The organism is Citrobacter sp. Cpo103 (assembly GCF_030332605.1).
Lineage (GTDB): Bacteria > Pseudomonadota > Gammaproteobacteria > Enterobacterales > Enterobacteriaceae > Citrobacter > Citrobacter portucalensis.
Genome location: NZ_JAOWHO010000035.1, coordinates 158,833 through 175,731 on the forward strand (window position 1 = coordinate 158,833; position 16,899 = coordinate 175,731).

Below are 16,899 nucleotides of genomic sequence, written 5' to 3' on the forward strand. Positions count from 1 at the left end.
AGCATTCGGCTGAGTAGAGGTAAAAATGAAACACGGTATGTCGCGGCAAACGGTCGCGGCATACCTGCTTTAATTAATATACCGCTTGTTTTAGGGAATAAAAAACCGGCACGGGAGCCGGTAAGTGAATCAATGTAGGAATATAATTATTATTATAATTACTGAATTATAATTCAGCCAACTCAATAGGAACGGGTTTCCCTATATGGTATCCCTGTAACCAACCAATACCCATCGTAATTAGCATCTTTTCAATTTCCTCATTTTCAACAAACTCAGCGACTACTTCCATGTTTTTGAGTTTTGCTACTTCGCAGAAGGATCTGACGGCGCATCGACTAAATTCATCGGTCAGTATGTTACGGATAAAGGAACCATCAATTTTCAGAATATCTGCGTCTAACGTTCGTAGTCGTGAATAGCTTGACGCTCCTGTGCCAAAATCATCAATAGCAATTTTAGAACCGGCTTTACGTAGTGCTCTCAGAACATCAGTGACATTTGCGTTGTCAATGATATCTGACTCAATGACTTCAAAAATTATACGTTCAGGTGCTATTGAGTATTTTCTAAACAATGTGAAAACATTATCAAGAAAATCAATTTTATTAAGTGAGTCTGGTGTCAGATTAATGGAGAAATGACTGTTCGGGTCAGATTTCTGCCGTGACTGTATAAAACGAAATGTTTGCTCAATAACAGTGATATCTAGCGCAGGAAGTAATCCTGCCTCGCGAGCAACCGGTAGGATGGTATCTGGAAAGATTAACTTACCATCAACCATTTTTATCCGAATAAGTATCTCGTGATAACGTGTCAGTCCCGTGGTTGAAACGATCGGCTGAACAACCAGCATCGTTGATACGATGGGTTGAGCCATAAGCTCAAACGACTTTCTGTCAATTGCTTTTTGCAACATATGGCGAATGATCGCCTGACTGACAATTTTATCACCTGGCACTTGCGGGCTGAGTAACAACGGTTGCCCCTGCATTAACGAGATGTAGCTTTGGGTATTAAGATGCTTAATTGCTTGTGATAAATTTTTAATCAGGTTTTTCTCGGTGGTATATGCCACACCACAAGATAGCCCTAATTGGTAGTCCTTCCAGATAAAACGAAAAGAGTTTAGCTCTTTGTAAAAATCAGGAATGTCAGGGACAGCATTAAGGCGTAGAATTATTCCATGACCTGGTGCGTAATAAATATCACCTGTACCCTTAATCAATTTACGTACATATGCGCTTAGCGCTTTTACAAATTCAAAACGGAATTCTATTCCGTGAGTTTGCTCCAGCGTATTCAACTCTGTACAACGGATGTAACACAAGCACTCTGTTGCGTGTTTACGGATGTCCATTTGCAGGGCCTGAAAGTTAGGCAGTCCAGTGTTAGGCTCTGATCTAAAAAGTTGTTTGAGGCGGCGGAGATATTTTCGGTTATGAACCACAAGTACACCGGTAACAACAATCGTAAGAGAAAAGACAAACACTATCGTGGAGGAAATCACGAGACTATGTAAATAATTATCATAGTTAGCAGGCGGAATATAGCTGTTTATATAATATCCCAACAGGATGAGCATTGTTACCCATACAGGGGATATCAAAGCATGGCCAATGCAGATCACTCCCCATAGCATTACTGGAAGTAACCACAGTAATGAATAGTCTGTAAATATAAGAATATCTTCTCTGATGACGATCAAAGCGGACATAATGCAGAGTAACAGCACCAGCCATAATACTTGATACAGAATAGGAGGGCCGGATTTTATCAGCGCCTTTACTTGTCTAATGTATAGAATGCACCATGCAGGATTTTGAACGCTTCTAAGCAACAGATAACAAAAAGGGATGCCAGTCAGGCAAGAGTTCATCAGCCACTGTAAGTTAATTAATGTTTGTAGTGTAAAAAGGTTTGCGATCGGTGCAGAGGCTGTGTTCGATTGGAACCAGTGATCAATTGAGATGAATAGTAAGGCGTTGCAACACACGAGCCAGACAATACGCAGGGTTGTAAGCTGGCTACGACCAAAGCTAACCGCGCCTCGTTTGCCTGTCGAGAAAAAGTAGAGTGTCTGGCTAATGAGAGCAGCTAGTAGCTGAGCCGTTAGCGTGAATACCGAAGATAAAGAGTAAGAGTAAAGCGCATACAAGAAAAAGGCAGCCAAAATTGGCAGCGCCTTTTGCCGGTATAAAACCAGCAATGCAGAAATGAGAGGTAAAGTGAGATCGTAAAAATGCAGTGTTATACCCGCAACATCCTCTTGCTTACTGAGATGACCAGCGACCAGCTGTAATGCAAAAAACGCGATGCCGACACAAAAATAGTCTCTAAATGTATTAATGAAATTTATATTTTCCGTTTTTCTTAGCAATATCATCATTTGCAATTCTCAGTGAGTTATCACCGTTCTCGATTTAAGTCATCTACTTAAAACAGGTTAGATTTAGGGCTTAAAATGTGTATTTTTGGATGTTTTCGCTAATTGAAAACCATTATAAAATATGTTATACGAATTTTTTAAATGTAATCCTCGATAATTTCACTGTGTTTCACAACGCAGGGGAGAACAATCTTTGTGGCTGTACTGATAATAAAAATTCCGTTATTAGCCATTATTTAAGACAGAATATACGATCGATAATAACGATCAATATAAATTTTTTGATAGATTTTATCGATAGGTTTGGTAGATCATAAATACCATGAAAGATCGATGAAAGCTATTAAAGTGTTATCTTTTAATGGTATTTATTTCATAAATGTTAATTGAGTGCTTTGTTTATTAAAATTTAACCTACGGAGGCATCTTTCTAAGGGAATCATTCTGTTATTGTCAGGAAAGTGAGTTTCCCCCACCTTCCCACAACACACTCAATTGTTAATCATTAACGAGGCTGCTGCTGTGTCGCGCAGTGAATACCGCCGCCACCGGCAGCGATACCGTCGATTTTCAACTGAATAATTTCACGATCGGCAAACAGCTCCTGCAAAATAGCATGGGTATTACGATCGGTGCGCTTATCGCCAAATTGCGGTGCAATGACCGCATCATTACACAGATAAAAATTGATATACCCCGCGGCGAAATCATCGCTCGCATAAGTCTGGCGGATGGTAGAAGGTCCTTCCAGCGTGACTACCTCCAGGCGTCGGCCTTTGGCATCCGTGGCGGCCCGTAATATGTCCAGATGACGTCGGGTGATCGCGTAATCAAAGGATGACGGATCCTGCTCAAGACCCGCCACCACCGTACCCGGATGCGTAAACCGGGCATAAAAATCTGTATGGCCGTCGGTAATATCCTTGCCGGCAATACCTGGTAACCAGATGATTTTCTCCAGACCTAGCAGTCGCTTAAGTTCTTCTTCGCATTTGGCTTTGCTGACGCCAGGATTACGATTGGAGTTAAGCACGCAGCTCTCGGTGATGATTGCTGTGCCTTCACCATCTACCTCAATACCGCCACCTTCCAGAGTCAGTACCGAGGGGATAAACTCGGCATGAACGTAATCAGTAACGAATTCAGCTACATCGGCATCTCGTTCGTGCTCTTGCTTATTGCCCCAGCCGTTGAAATTAAATCCCACTCCGCCTAGCGCGCCGCTGGCGCTTTTCACAAATACCGGCCCGGTGTCGCGGATCCATAGATCGTCTATTGGGTGCACCAGAAGATTGACCGACGGCCCGCACAGACGCGCGGCGAGTTCGCTGTCTTCTTCGCGTACTAACATATTCACGGGTTCAAATGCGGCGATGGTTTTGGCAACTAACGCCAGGTTTTTCTGCACCACCGGTAGCAGATGAGGCTCCCAGATCTCCGCACTGGCACCAAACGCCATCCAGGTTGCCGCATGCGGTGCGCCTTCATCTGGCATTTGCCAGCGGCGGTTCTCTGTTGCGCGGGCAAGTTGGCTAAAGCTGAAGCCCGTCATACCGGCGAGTAGCATACTCGTTGAAGTCACCAGGCCTTGTCTGACGAATGAACGTCTTGTCATCATAGGATTAACCTTTGCGTATTTTTACCTGATATCAGGTGATTAAAATAATAATAGATAATAAATATTCTGCGTATTTTAAATATTGAATAATAAATAAAGTGAACTCGGGTAAATTTCACGCGAAATATAACATAAGAGATATACGTTGCAATCTCTTAGTTTTATATAATGAGTGAAACTGGCTACTATTAAAATTTCTCAACTATATATTTATATATAATTTATATTTATCTGCATGAACATATGTCACGCCGTTGGCTCTGAGGCCTCGTCTGACGGGCCTTGCCGTGGATTGTGATCTGGCCGATTGTTCTGTTGTATTTATTAATGCCATGAACCGTGTGGGCTATAGTAAAGATGGCCGTTATTTCTCATCATTAATAAACGTGAGTGGGGGAAGTGAATGAAGAAGATACTGATGCTGGTCGGAGATTATGTCGAAGATTATGAAACGATGGTGCCTTTTCAGGCTTTGCAAATGCTTGGGCATCGTGTGGATGCCGTCTGTCCGGATAAAAGTCAGGGTGACTACGTTCAAACCGCCATTCACGACTTTGATGGGGCGCAGACATACAGTGAAAAGCCGGGGCATCGTTTTACGTTAAATGCGAATTTTGCCGAGGCGCGGGCTGCGGATTACGACGCACTGTTGATCCCCGGCGGGCGTGCTCCGGAATATCTTCGACTGAATCCGGATGTCATTAAGCTGGTGCAAGATTTCAACACTGCCGGTAAGCCTATCGCCGCAGTTTGTCATGGGCCCCAACTGTTAGCGGCGGCGGGGGTGTTAGAAAACCGGACCTGTAGCGCTTATCCGGCCTGTGCGCCCGAGGTTCGTCTGAGCGGTGGACATTATGCCGATATTGGCATTGATCAGGCCCACGTTGATGGCAATCTGGTGACGGCACCAGCATGGCCCGCACATCCGCAATGGTTAGCTAAATTTGTTGAAGTATTAATGAAGTAAGTGATGATGCGATGAAAAAGTCGGTATAACCTGCCTGGCTATACCGACAGGACATATTACCTCTGTATGAGTGCGAACACGCCCCACCCGATATATTCCCGGGTGAATGCAACGTGGCGTACTGGTGAACTTCTCAGTTGCTCTCTGACTTTGGCGGCAAAATCATCGTCCGGATTTGCCTCTAGCCACCGGCGCATCGTCAACCATTTTGCCGCCTCGTATCTGTCCCAACCTTCCTGGTCGGCCAGTACCATTTCAACCACGTCATAACCGAGCAGGTCGAAAGACGAAACGCGTTCTGGCAGAGAAAGAAAATCGGCTACTGAAGTCGCGCCGCAAGCCATAGCGATCTCCTCCGTTGCGGGCATCTGACGCCAGTACGGTTCGCCGATGAGCAGGATCCCGCCTGGTTTGAGACTTTGTTCCAGTTGTTTGACCGTTCCGACAACGCCGCCGGCAATCCAGGTTGCACCAACGCAGGCGGCAATATCGAATTTTTCTTCGGCGATATAACCTGTTGCATCGGCATGAATAAAACGCACGTGCTCAGTGACGCCCAATTCACTTGCCCGCAGGGTGGCTTGCTCACTGAATAACTGGCTCATATCGATACCAATGCCGGAAATTCCATGATCGCGTGCCCAGGTGCACAACATCTCGCCCGAGCCGCTGCCGAGATCCAGGATGCGGGTTCCTGGGGGCATCCGTAAAACCTGACCTAACGTCGCATATTTTTGCGCGGTGAACGGATTATGAATGCGATGTGCGCTTTCGCTGATCGTAAAAATCTTCGGGATATCCATCTCTCTCTCCTTAGCGATTATCCAGTTGGGCGCGAACGTTGTTCAGCCCGGTGGTATTGATGCGGTAGGGCTGACCATTAACGGATTTGATCAGCTTTTTCGTTCTGAGTTTTTTGAATACGTCGAGCGTGCAGTCGCAGAGCAGTAACCCTTCGCGGCTATAGCATTCGACGGAAGTGACGCGACCAGATGCATCGCGGACGTGAGCAATACGGCCACCTTTGGCGAGAACGTGTAAGGTACGTTGTTCCTGACGGGATAAATTCATACTGGAAAACCTGTTTAATCATCATGTGCAAAACGTGCAAACACACAGCGGTGTCCGCATTCGATTTCGGCGCATTGATAACCAGTCCGGCCTGAAAAGGTCGGTAAGCTGATTATCTGATGATTACATTCTCCAGCATCAAAGCCTCGGGTTGAGTTGATAGGTATTTATCTGCTGAATCATACCAGTATGGGCAAGTAGGGGAATCGTCCTGTCGGGAAAATGTGATCTATGACGAAAAATTGCGTTTAGCTTATTTTATAATTTTTTAACTCTCGTTAGCTGAGCGGTGTATGAATATATTAAATTTATTGAACATTCAGACATCGTCAGTAGTGGTATTGGCCGTAATGATGTGTTGTTAGTCCCAGTTGCGTAATACTATAGATTAGTGATGTTTAATTTTCCCCTATCCTAATTTTGTTTTATTTTATAAACATGTCTTTATTATAAAAAGGATTTTTAATAGTGTTTTCTTTTAATTCTTTTTAAGAATTTTCTTAACGTCATGAAGTGTGTATACTCAATCCAGCAAGAAGCTCTTCTGTTATCATCAAAACTATAAAAATGTCCTTAACACCCGTATTACCTCTGCCCTGAATCTCTTCTCAGGGGAGAGGTTTTTTTTGCCTGTGTATAATTTTGATAATCGTCATAAATAGATAATTTAATATTATTGTTCTTGTTGTTTTGCATTAGTGATGACGAAAGATTTTGTTCTGTGAACCATACGGTAATGTTGAAATAGTATCGCTATGAATCTATTTCATGATGAATAGTGTGATTTCATCTTTATTTATAGGGGTATTATATAGTTTTTCTTATAACTGTCTGTTTTTAAGCGTTATGTTAATTCTCGCTTTTGAAGTAATTGTGATTTTGTTCACGGATTTTAGTGCGTTAAGTGGCTATTTGTAGAGAGGTGCAAACGGTTGCATGTTGCTGTTACAGCATTCGTTCATTAAAAAAATATAGCGATGGTATGTCTTGTATCGGTGTCGGGGGCAAGAATCTAAATGATTTTTATTATCCCTTAGGCATACGAATGCCGTTTATGACTTCTGTTAGCTTAACACCATGGAAAATGTAGTAAAAACAGACAGGGAATATGATTTTATCAATCAAATGGAGTTTTTAATCACTGGTATAATTACTGGCCTTTTTTATCTTCCTTTATATAAATCGTTGTCGTAACACCCATAAAATCAGCGTTCTGGGATGAGCGCTGATTTTATTTTGTTCTCAGATTATTCAACCCACGCTGTATGCAGGTCTTCTCTTGCAGTACCTCGTAAATGATACATTAAAGGATCTCCTGGAATGGATATTGTTGAACGCTTTATTAACTACACGAAAATCAATACCACGACCTCAAGGGAAAATGGTGCTAATGGGATAATGCCTTCTTCACCTGGTCAAATGGAACTGGCAAAACTACTTGCAGTAGAACTTGAAGCATTAGGAATGGAACACATTGAGGTCAGGGATACCGCTATTGTGACCGCGACCTTACCTGGAAATACCGATGACACGATCCCTGTCGTTTCCTTTTTTGGTCATCTGGATACCAGCGCGGAACAGACCGCGGACACAAATGCGCAACGTCTTCACTACAGCGGTGGGGATTTGTGTCTGAATCAAGAGCTGAATATTTATCTGCGTGAAAGTGAATTTCCGGAACTGAAAAATTATGTCGGCGATGACCTGCTGGTGACGGATGGTACCAGTCTGCTAGGGGCTGATGATAAAGCCGCCATCGCCGCGATTATGAATGCTCTGGAGTACCTTGTCGCGCATCCGGAGATTAAGCATGGGCCGGTGAAGGTCGGTTTTGTTCCTGATGAAGAGCAGGGATTACGGGGAGCAAAAGCGTTTGATGTTGCTGCGTTTGGCGCTGATTTTGGCTATACCCTGGACTGCTGCGGCATTGGAGAGTTTGTCTATGAGAACTGGAACGCGGGTGATGCGGAAATCATCTTTACCGGCCAGTCCGCGCACCCTATGTCGGCCAAAGGTAAGCTGAAGAACTCTCTGCTGATGGCGCATAAGTTTATTGCGATGCTGCCCGGAGGAGAGGCGCCTGAGTATACGGAAGGACGCGAAGGGTATTACTGGGTAAAACAGCTTCAGGGTAACAGCGCCCGTACGGTACTTAAGCTGGATATCCGGGATTTTACCGAAGAAGGGTATAAGGCGCGTATGGCTTATATCCGCCAGCTTGCCGTCAGCACCTGCGCGCTGTGGGGAGAAAACAGCGTGGTCTGTCATTTAACCGATCGCTATGCCAATGTGTTCAATAGCTTGCAGGGCGATGCACACTACCCGATTGATATTGCGTTACGCGCGTATCAGAAGTGTGGCATTACCCCGCAACCTGTCGCCATGCGTGGTGGGTATGATGGCGCAGTGCTATCGCAGAAAGGACTGCCTTGCCCGAATATTTTTACCGGTGCTCATAACTTTCATTCAATTTATGAATATCTACCGGTGCGTTCACTGCGAGCCGCCAGCGATGTGGTGGTAGCGGTCATTGAGGAAACCTTTGCTGAGTTCGCGCAGAGGAGAGCTCAGTCATGATTCAGGTGTTAATTGCCCTACTGGTTATCGTGGTGGTCGCGCGTCTGATACTGAAAGGTTATCGCGCTGAACCCGTGCTGTTCATTGCGGGCCTGGTGTTGATGATTTGTACGGCGTTAACCGGATGGGGTTCTGTATTACCGAAGGGCGTCGCCAGTACGGGGATTTCATTTCTCGATCCTTTCGAGGTGATGCGCGATCTCTTTAGTACGCGTGCTGCCGATCTCGGCCTGATGATTATGGCGCTTATGGGATTTGCGCATTACATGGATCATATCGGGGCAAATGAAGCGGTTGTGCGGGTCGTGACGAAACCTTTGCGCGCGCTGCGTTCGCCCTATGTGCTTCTATTTTTCTCCTATCTGCTCGCCAGCCTCCTGCAGTTGGCTATCCCATCCGCTACCGGGCTTGCCGTATTGCTGATGGGGACGATGTTCCCCATTATGCTGGGGTTAGGGCTTTCTGCGGCCTCGGCTGCTGGGGTTATTGCCACCTCGCTTGGTGTGGCGTATACCCCGACGGCCATCGATGCTATCAGGGGATCTAAAGCGGTCAATATGGATGTGGTGGAATACGTTGTTTACCACCAGGGACCCGCAGCGCTGGCAACCGTGCTGGTCGTCGGCGTCTGCCATTTCTTCTGGCAGCGGCATTGCGACCGTAAAGCGGGGACGCTTCCACGGGAAATCGGTAGCGCTGAGGTGACTGATTCAGGAAAAGCCCCGGCTTTTTATGCGCTTCTCCCGATGCTTCCGATACTGATGGCGGTGGGATCATCGGAAATGTTCGTCAGTGGTATTAACTTGAATATTATCACCATTGTGCTCATTTCGATGGCTGTCTGCATGTTGATTGAGTGGCTGCGGGTGCGTGATTTAAAGTCAGTATGCGAAGGATTCAGCCATTTCCTTAAAGGCATGGGCACCGCCTTTACCGGGGTGGTTGGGCTACTGGTTGCGGCAGGTGTTTTTGCTCACGGGATTAAAGTTATTGGTGCCATTGATCAATTAATCCTGATGGCGGAGCACGTGGGATTACCTCCATTTGCTATGGCGGTGGTATTTGCGCTGGTGACGCTGGCGGCAGCAATTATTATGGGATCGGGTAATGCGCCATTCCTTGCTTTCGTTGAGCTGATCCCGCAAATCGCGGCAAGTATGGGCGCTAACGCTGTTGCCATGATCCTGCCGATGCAGCAGGCATCACATATGGGGCGGGCAATTTCACCGGTTTCCGGCGTGGTGATTGCCGTTTCCAGTGGGGCGAAAATAACGCCATTTGATGTGGTTAAACGTACCGCTGTACCGTTGATTGTGGGCTTTGTAACGCATACCCTGATCATCGGTATTTTCTATTAACTTCGTCTGTAATAAGCAAACTTCCGGCTTGCTGAATGCCCGGTAGTTTGCTTTTTCTGTTTACAGGTCTCATCACAGAAGGTGATATTGATTACTGGTGATTATTATTAACCTTTATCTTTATCGCATTATTCTTATTAGTCATTGTTGAGCTACCCCGGATTAATGATTAATAAGTATGATGTATTATATTTGCACGTTTATTACATAGGGATAAGTTAATCTGGATCATATTTTGGCGATTTTAGTTGTAGTAATTTTTTAATAGAGTAATACAAGAATGACGTGGAATAACAATGATGATTTATTTGGGCAGGTTTAAGTGGTAAGGGATTCTGGAAGAGTTAGTACGTTACGACATCATTATCAGGATGATCTTGAAGCCTTTACCTGGAGTGCGTTAGTCGCAATTGGTATTGCAATAAAGGATCATAAAATCTACTCTAAAATGTCAGAGCATCTATTCATTATGCATTGGCTGGCTATTGCCAAAAAAAGAAAAATCTTTTCGAAGAGCATTGTCAGTGAGCTTCAGTGGTTAATTGATGAGGGGAAGAAAAAAAGCCTCAATGCACAACTTAAATTTAAAATAGAATATTTGTACGCCACATCGAGTGGTGATGTGACAATGCAAAACGACTATTTTAAATTTACTCACACGATTGAAGTGTTGAGAAATAATGGATGGGAGAGCTTTCTGCTCACTCCGGAGAAGTGGCAAGGCCTTCATGAAAGTATTAAGGTCAGAAAAGGTGACTTTATTTTTATGGATGACACCCGGCTTCAGGAGTGCTTTGGCGTGCAGGGCGAGATAGTCAAACCTTTCTGTATTCGAGTGTACGGCGATATTGAGTTTGCAAAGTTAACGTTCATCAAACATAACCTGCCGGTTGAATTTGTGAAACATATTTCGAATGAGTTTTATTACTTCAATTTTCTTTCTGTTAAGTAATGCTTAACTGATATGGGGGACAAATTTCTGTTTGTTCAAAGAGTGTATTGATCTACCTGTGAAATTATCGGATATATACCACACGCAAAGGACAGCGAATGTTTACTCGAAAGTTAGTGATTACAACCGAATGGATAAGGTTGTCGGATACGCCAGACAATGTGTCCATTTCTTTTCGGGGCGTTCTTGAGATCGGTGAAAGCACGGTTGTGCCAGATGGCAATACACCTCTACTTCGCTTAGAAAATGAAATGGCACCTGTCGCCGTTGATGCATTGTCATGGGTGAGGGTGCCAGTTGAACGCCGGGAAAATGTTATCGTCTATATTTTCTGAATCCTGGTTTATAAATCCATTAATAATGTTAATGTCGATTTGTTCTTATTTTATTCCTCCCGGTGCAAGATCAGATGTCTGGCTGAACAATTCGTTGGGGATCACATCGCGGGTGAGAGCATTTGTAGCGCGTGTACATTATAAATAATGCCAAACGCCGCCACCGCGAGTAGAAACAGGGAGGAGATAAAAACGCTGCGTCTGGCAAACCGCTCTGGCATCCAGCGTTTGAAAACTATGATGTAAAAAGACAGCACCGTAACATCAAAAATAACCCACACCAGCGTTAGCGTCAGAATGCTGGTGGTGAAATCTTGCGTAATGGCAATGAACTGGGGAAAAAACGCTACGAAAAACAAAATGTCCTTTGGGTTAGCGACCCCTGTCAGAAATCCATGGATAAGCCCGCTGTTATCGCGTTTTGGCGCACACAGTCCGGGGTTTGAGTCCCTGGCCCGCAGGCCGTTAATCGCCATCACACCGATATACAACGATCCCACAAGACCCAGTACGCCAAGCCATATCGCAGAGATTGAAACCACACCAGCTAACATCAGTGCAGCCAGAGCAATCAATACTAAAGAAGCGCCGTTAGTGCCAATCAGCGTGAGAAAGGCCCGGCGATAGCCGTGCTGCGACGCGGTGGTGGTAATCAGCGCCACGACAGGACCCGGAGTTAACAACAGGGTTACTACGCTGAGGCTATAGGCAGCCAGTAAAGTGAAATTCATACCTGATTATCCTGATGATATTTTCCATCAGTATTCCGCCTGCGTGGCGCATTGAAAAACGAATAAAACTGCGCTCTACTGTGAGTAAAACTCAACATAGAAGCTGAGAATGACGCTACCTCCGTTGTATGCCCTGAGGGCTTTTGAAGCCGCAGCCCGTCTGGGATCGTTCAGTAAAGCCGCTATTCAACTTAACGTGACGCCGGGCGCGGTAAGCCGTCATATTCGCACGCTGGAGGCATGGTTTGGTTGTGAGCTATTTGTCCGCAGCGGCCCGCGTATCGAGATAACGCCTTCTGGCCAAGGGCTGGCGCAGCAGTTGACGGCTGGGTTTCAGAGTCTGGAACACGCGTGTCATGCCTTTCGCAGCAGCAGTCATGAGCTACGGCTGAAAGCGCCGTCTACGTTGACGATGCGTTGGCTTCTGGACGTGCTGCGTCATTTCCGTGAAGCGCATCCGACCCCGGTTGTCGAAATTTCCAGCGTCTGGATGGATACCGATTCGGTATCCTTCGGTCGTGAACCGTATGACTGTGCGATCCTATTAGGGAATGGCCATTTTGGTGACGATACCGACTGCCGGTTGCTGTTTCAGGAGTGGCTTATCCCGGTGTGCTCAACCGCACTGCTGGTGCAGGCGCAGTGCGATCTTTCTGCCTGTGAACTGATTCATCCCTCAGCGGATCGCCGTGACTGGCGTCGGTGGCTGCAACGCACCGGGAAGTTTCCGGCGTTGAATCTTGCGCGAGGCAAAGTGTTCGACACCCTGGAGCAGGGCAGTCTTGCTGCGATGAGCGGTCATGGCGTGTCCGTTGCCGACCTGCTGTTAAGCCTGGCGGCCATTCAGGCAGGGATGTTGGCGTTACCGTTTAAAGATGCGGTAGCGACTGGCGAGGGCTACTACCTTGTCTGGCCAAAGACTTCAACACGGCTTAGAAATATTGAGCTGCTGTATCGCTGGTTAAAAGAGGCTGCGCCGTGTGTCTCCTCGGCAGATCTAAACTGGCTGGATTAATCTGTTTATTCTGCTAATTATCCATATTGATAATAGTTCTCATTATTATTGTCGTGATGCGCAGGTAATGGTAATGTTGCTTCAGTTATAAACCGTTAATCCCATTTCCTGTGCAGAAGACAGCATGAACAATACCACCGCCCTGAATGCCTCCGGACGCGTCGCTCGCACTTTCTCCGTCAGCGAGTTTATGGATTTTGGTGAGCGCTACGGGATCGATTACCGCTTTCCCCAGTTGGCACAAAGGCCGGATTTACCGTCCTGCAGCCCCGTTCTGCAAGGTGAGGTGGAGGAGATGACGCTCCCGTGTGGGATGTGCGTGACGCACTCCGACGTACAGGTATTGCAACCCTACGAAACCACCTCTCGTCACGACAGCCCTCTGTATATGCTGGTGGTACTGGAAGGTTGCGTGCTCCTGACGCTTAACGGACAGGAGCATGTGGTGCGCTCCGGCATGGCGTTTAGCTCACGCCTGAGTGAGCACCAGACGATGCGTGCCCGTCATCATGCTGATTGTAAACTGCGGACATTATCGCTTGGTTTGTATCCCGACGGCGCGTGTCGCACGGGGTTGCTCGAATCGTTGATGCGTGAGTGGGAAAGATGCCAGACGCCAACGCTTATCTGGCAGGTGCCGGGGTTTTTACTCAGCGGACTGCAGTACGCGCAGCAGAGCACGATTAGCCATGTTTCTCGTCAGCTGATGCTGGAAGGGCTGATATTACAACTGTTCGGTCATGGCCTCAGCGTGTGTCAGGTCGAGAGCGGTAAACGTCTTGCGTCGAGCGGGGAGCAGCAGCGGCTGGAGGTCGTTCGCCGACTGCTGGAGCAGAGTCCCGAAAATGGCTACACCCTTAATGACCTGGCACAACGCGCAGCGATGAGTCCCAGTAGCCTGCGCAGTAAGTTTCGCGCAGCCTATGGCTGTTCGGTATTCGACTACCTGCGCGATTGCCGTCTGGAACGTGCGCGCGGCTATCTACTGGAAGGATATAGCGTACAACAGGCGGCCTGGATGTCGGGTTATCAGCACGCCACCAACTTTTCTACCGCTTTTCGTCGCCGTTACGGCTTTTCGCCCGGCGATTTGCTCAAACTTTGCTAATCCATATTTGCGTTTTACGCACGTGATTTCCTGACAATTTGGCACTGCGCATAGGCAACCTGGCATTCGGCATAGCTATCTCCGTCAGCAAAAAGGTAATAATTCTCACTTACAATTAGACATGCCTTTGGAGATATTCATGTTCGCGAAGACTCGCTTGGCGCTGCTGGTGGGATGGGTGACCGGCAGCGTGGCTTTTCCTCTACTGGCGCAGGAAACAACAAAAAACGATACGGTGGTTGTCACCTCGCAGATGCAGAGCGGGGCCACGAAGCTTGCCACGCCGGATATTGAAACGCCGCAGTCGGTATCGATCGTTACCCGTGAGCAGTTTGAAGAGCAGGGCGCAACCAGCGTGCGCCAGGCCGTCAGCTATACGCCGGGGGTGTACAGCAATCAGATTGGCGCCTCCAACCGCTTTGACTACATCGTGCTACGTGGCTTTTCTGACGGTAGCCTGGATAACGTCTATCTCGATGGTCTGAAGATGATGGGCGACACCAACTCACACAGCTCGCTGGTGGTCGATCCGTGGTTCCTCGAAGATATCGAAGTCGTACGTGGCCCGGCTTCCGTACTGTATGGCCGTTCCTCCCCGGGTGGCATTGTGGCGCTGACCTCACGTAAGCCGTCGTTTGATGCGGGCGGTGAGGTGAAGCTGTTTGCCGGCAACAATAACCAGCGCGGCGCGGCGTTTGACGTCACCGGGGCACTGGATGATAACGATCGCGTGGCGGCGCGACTGAGCGGGATGACGCGTTACGCGGACTCGCAGTTGGGTCCATTGAAGGAAGAGCGTTACGCGCTGATGCCCAGCCTGACATGGCGTATCACCGACCAGACGCGTCTGGATCTGATGGCATATCTGCACCGTGACCCGGAAGGCGGTAGCCACTCCGGTCTGCCGTATGACGGCACCGTGGTTCCGCATTACGGGCAAAAGATCTCCAACACCTTTTACGAAGGCGAGGATGATTACGACAAATACGATCGCCGTGAAAACATGGTGGGCTACAACATTGAGCATATGTTTGATAGCGGTTGGTCGGTGCGGCAAAAGCTGCGCTATCTGCATACCGACGTTGAGCTGAATCAGGTGTATGCGGCGGGCTGGCTGAATGAAACCGAGCTTAATCGCGGTTACTCCGGCTCCGATGAAAAAATGTCGGCGATTACGCTGGATAACCAGCTCGACGGCAGCTTTGATACCTGGCAGGTAAACCACCGTCTGCTGGTGGGGATCGACTATCAGGATCGCAGCAACAATACTACCGGTTACTACGGCGCTTTCCCGCCGATTGACGCTTTTAATCCAGTGTACGGCGCGAAGCCTGATTACATCGACATGTATGCGCGTGAGAAACACAAGCTGCGCCAGACGGGTTACTATTTGCAGGATCAGATGTCATGGGATCGCTGGCGTATTACGCTCGGTGGTCGTTACGATCAGGTCAGCGTTTCTAACATTGATAAGATCAAGAATACTCGCAGCGATCTGGATAAAAACAACTTCAGCACCCGCGCCGCGTTGCTCTATTTATTCGATAACGGCTTTGCGCCGTACATGAGTTATTCCACTGCCTTTACGCCAACCAGCTTTGCCGATGAGAACGGCAATCTGCTGGATCCGATGAAAGGCAAGCAGTGGGAAGCCGGGCTGAAATATGAGCCGGAAGGACTCAACAGCCAGTTCAGCGCATCGGTATTCCGTATCAATCAGACGAATATCGCCACCAAAGAAGAGCCGACCGATCCGTACCGCTCGATTGGGGAAATTGAATCTGAAGGGGTGGAGCTGGAGGCAATTAGCCAACTGACGGATAGCTTCCGTTTGCAGGCGGCGTATACCTATACCGACATTCGCTATAAGAAAAGCAGCCCGGAAGAGCAGGGCAAGCGCGCAGTGTACGCCCCGCGTAACCAGGCCAGTACCTGGCTGAGCTACGATGTGAAAAGCGGTCCGCTGGACGGTCTGACGTTGGGTTCAGGCGTGCGCTACGTTAACGGTATTACCAGCGATCGCCTGAATACTCACACCCTGCCGTCCTACACGCTGGTGGATATGGTGATTGGTTACGACTTAACGAATATCGGCATTAAAGGGTTGAGCGCGCAGTTGAACGTTAACAACCTGACCGACAAGCGCTACGTTGCGGCCTGTAACTCGCTCTCATACTGCTACTTCGGCGCCGAGCGCAGCATTGTCGGCAGTGTGTCCTGGAAATTCTGATGTTTTAGCCGGATGCGGCGCTGGCGCCTTATCCGGCCTACGGTAGCGTGTAAATCGTAGGCCTGATAAGCGCAGCGCATCAGGCATAGTGGATTGCGATTATTTTGTAAAACCGTTCTGCAGACAAATCTGTGCACTGGTGCCTTATCCGGCCTACGGCAGCGTGCAAATCGTAGGCCTGATAAGCGCAGCGCATCAGGCATAGTGATTGCGGTTATTGTGTAAAACCGTTTTGCATACAAATCTGCGCGCTGGCGCCTTATCCGGCCTACGGTAGCGTGCAAATCGTAGGCCTGATAAGCGCAGCGCATCAGGCATAGTGGATTGCGGTTATTGTGTAAAACCGTTCTGCAGACAAATCTGCGCGCTGGCGCCTTATCCGGCCTACGGCAGCGTGTAAATCGTAGGCCTGATAAGCGCAGCGCATCAGGCATAGTGATTGCGGTTATTGTGTAAAACCGTTTTGCAGACAAATTTGCGCGCTGGTGCTTTATCCGGCCTACGGCAGCATGTAAATCGTAGGCCTGATAAGCGCAGCGCATCAGGCA

Annotated in this window: 13 protein-coding genes; 8 read left to right on the forward strand and 5 right to left on the reverse strand. The window is 47.7% G+C overall.

From position 1 onward, the window contains the following. Positions 1-166: 166 nt before the first annotated feature. Both OGX89_RS17370 and OGX89_RS17375 read right to left on the reverse strand, forming a co-directional pair. Positions 167-2,389, reverse strand: coding sequence for an EAL domain-containing protein (locus OGX89_RS17370; protein WP_286560859.1), 2,223 nt, complete (start codon positions 2,387-2,389; stop codon positions 167-169). Positions 2,390-2,894: 505 nt separating this feature from the next. Beyond that, positions 2,895-4,007, reverse strand: coding sequence for an agmatine deiminase family protein (locus tag OGX89_RS17375; protein WP_279891973.1), 1,113 nt, complete (start codon positions 4,005-4,007; stop codon positions 2,895-2,897). A gap of 403 nt (positions 4,008-4,410) precedes the next feature. Here OGX89_RS17375 and OGX89_RS17380 point away from each other — a divergent pair, with 403 nt between their 5' ends. Further along, the gene (locus tag OGX89_RS17380; RefSeq protein ID WP_003830885.1) at positions 4,411-4,974 is read left to right on the forward strand and encodes a DJ-1/PfpI family protein; all 564 of its coding nucleotides are present in this window, start codon (positions 4,411-4,413) and stop codon (positions 4,972-4,974) included. A gap of 56 nt (positions 4,975-5,030) precedes the next feature. Here OGX89_RS17380 and OGX89_RS17385 read toward each other — a convergent pair whose 3' ends face one another. Further along, the gene (locus OGX89_RS17385; protein WP_193135088.1) at positions 5,031-5,777 is read right to left on the reverse strand and encodes an SAM-dependent methyltransferase; all 747 of its coding nucleotides are present in this window, start codon (positions 5,775-5,777) and stop codon (positions 5,031-5,033) included. Positions 5,778-5,787: 10 nt separating this feature from the next. Further along, entirely contained in the window at positions 5,788-6,045 is a 258-nt protein-coding gene (locus OGX89_RS17390) for a YjhX family toxin (protein WP_003021255.1), read from the reverse strand. Positions 6,046-7,365: 1,320 nt separating this feature from the next. Between OGX89_RS17390 and pepT the strand changes: the two genes are divergently transcribed. From pepT to OGX89_RS17410, 4 genes are all read left to right on the forward strand, one after another. Further along, a complete protein-coding gene (pepT, locus tag OGX89_RS17395) occupies positions 7,366-8,622 on the forward strand; it encodes a peptidase T (RefSeq protein WP_003830887.1) in 1,257 nt (418 codons plus the stop codon). After that, positions 8,619-9,980 carry a C4-dicarboxylate transporter DcuC gene (gene dcuC, locus OGX89_RS17400; RefSeq protein WP_003830889.1) on the forward strand — a complete coding sequence of 454 codons (1,362 nt, stop codon included), beginning with the start codon at positions 8,619-8,621 and terminating at the stop codon, positions 9,978-9,980. The genes pepT and dcuC overlap by 4 nt, the downstream gene beginning before the upstream one ends. Positions 9,981-10,302: 322 nt before the next feature. Then, positions 10,303-10,932 (forward strand): DUF2913 family protein, encoded by a 630-nt coding sequence (locus OGX89_RS17405; protein WP_048226383.1) that lies wholly within the window; start codon positions 10,303-10,305, stop codon positions 10,930-10,932. A 98-nt stretch (positions 10,933-11,030) separates the two neighbouring features. After that, on the forward strand, positions 11,031-11,267 hold the full coding sequence (locus OGX89_RS17410; RefSeq protein WP_003830891.1) for a hypothetical protein: 237 nt from the start codon (positions 11,031-11,033) through the stop codon (positions 11,265-11,267). A gap of 101 nt (positions 11,268-11,368) precedes the next feature. On the opposite strand, the gene OGX89_RS17415 is transcribed toward OGX89_RS17410, so the two are convergent. Further along, a complete protein-coding gene (locus OGX89_RS17415) occupies positions 11,369-11,998 on the reverse strand; it encodes a LysE family translocator (protein WP_003830892.1) in 630 nt (209 codons plus the stop codon). Between the two features lie 109 nt (positions 11,999-12,107). Here OGX89_RS17415 and OGX89_RS17420 point away from each other — a divergent pair, with 109 nt between their 5' ends. From OGX89_RS17420 to foxA, 3 genes are all read left to right on the forward strand, one after another. Then, a complete protein-coding gene (locus OGX89_RS17420) occupies positions 12,108-13,013 on the forward strand; it encodes a LysR substrate-binding domain-containing protein (RefSeq protein WP_126955957.1) in 906 nt (301 codons plus the stop codon). Between the two features lie 124 nt (positions 13,014-13,137). Then, positions 13,138-14,121, forward strand: coding sequence for a helix-turn-helix transcriptional regulator (locus OGX89_RS17425; protein WP_126955956.1), 984 nt, complete (start codon positions 13,138-13,140; stop codon positions 14,119-14,121). A 121-nt stretch (positions 14,122-14,242) separates the two neighbouring features. Next, positions 14,243-16,351 (forward strand): ferrioxamine B receptor FoxA, encoded by a 2,109-nt coding sequence (gene foxA, locus OGX89_RS17430; RefSeq protein ID WP_126955955.1) that lies wholly within the window; start codon positions 14,243-14,245, stop codon positions 16,349-16,351. Positions 16,352-16,899: the final 548 nt, after the last annotated feature.

What these genes read in the sequence shown, in the direction of transcription:
- OGX89_RS17385 (WP_193135088.1), bottom strand. Translation starts at nt 5,777, where the DNA reads ATGGATATCCCGAAGATTTTTACGATCAGCGAAAGCGCACATCGCATT.
- OGX89_RS17425 (WP_126955956.1), top strand. Translation starts at nt 13,138, where the DNA reads ATGAACAATACCACCGCCCTGAATGCCTCCGGACGCGTCGCTCGCACT.
- OGX89_RS17375 (WP_279891973.1), bottom strand. Translation starts at nt 4,007, where the DNA reads ATGATGACAAGACGTTCATTCGTCAGACAAGGCCTGGTGACTTCAACG.
- foxA (WP_126955955.1), top strand. Translation starts at nt 14,243, where the DNA reads ATGCCTTTGGAGATATTCATGTTCGCGAAGACTCGCTTGGCGCTGCTG.
- OGX89_RS17390 (WP_003021255.1), bottom strand. Translation starts at nt 6,045, where the DNA reads ATGAATTTATCCCGTCAGGAACAACGTACCTTACACGTTCTCGCCAAA.
- OGX89_RS17380 (WP_003830885.1), top strand. Translation starts at nt 4,411, where the DNA reads ATGAAGAAGATACTGATGCTGGTCGGAGATTATGTCGAAGATTATGAA.
- OGX89_RS17370 (WP_286560859.1), bottom strand. Translation starts at nt 2,389, where the DNA reads ATGATGATATTGCTAAGAAAAACGGAAAATATAAATTTCATTAATACA.
- OGX89_RS17410 (WP_003830891.1), top strand. Translation starts at nt 11,031, where the DNA reads ATGTTTACTCGAAAGTTAGTGATTACAACCGAATGGATAAGGTTGTCG.
- dcuC (WP_003830889.1), top strand. Translation starts at nt 8,619, where the DNA reads ATGATTCAGGTGTTAATTGCCCTACTGGTTATCGTGGTGGTCGCGCGT.
- OGX89_RS17420 (WP_126955957.1), top strand. Translation starts at nt 12,108, where the DNA reads ATGACGCTACCTCCGTTGTATGCCCTGAGGGCTTTTGAAGCCGCAGCC.
- OGX89_RS17415 (WP_003830892.1), bottom strand. Translation starts at nt 11,998, where the DNA reads ATGAATTTCACTTTACTGGCTGCCTATAGCCTCAGCGTAGTAACCCTG.
- pepT (WP_003830887.1), top strand. Translation starts at nt 7,366, where the DNA reads ATGGATATTGTTGAACGCTTTATTAACTACACGAAAATCAATACCACG.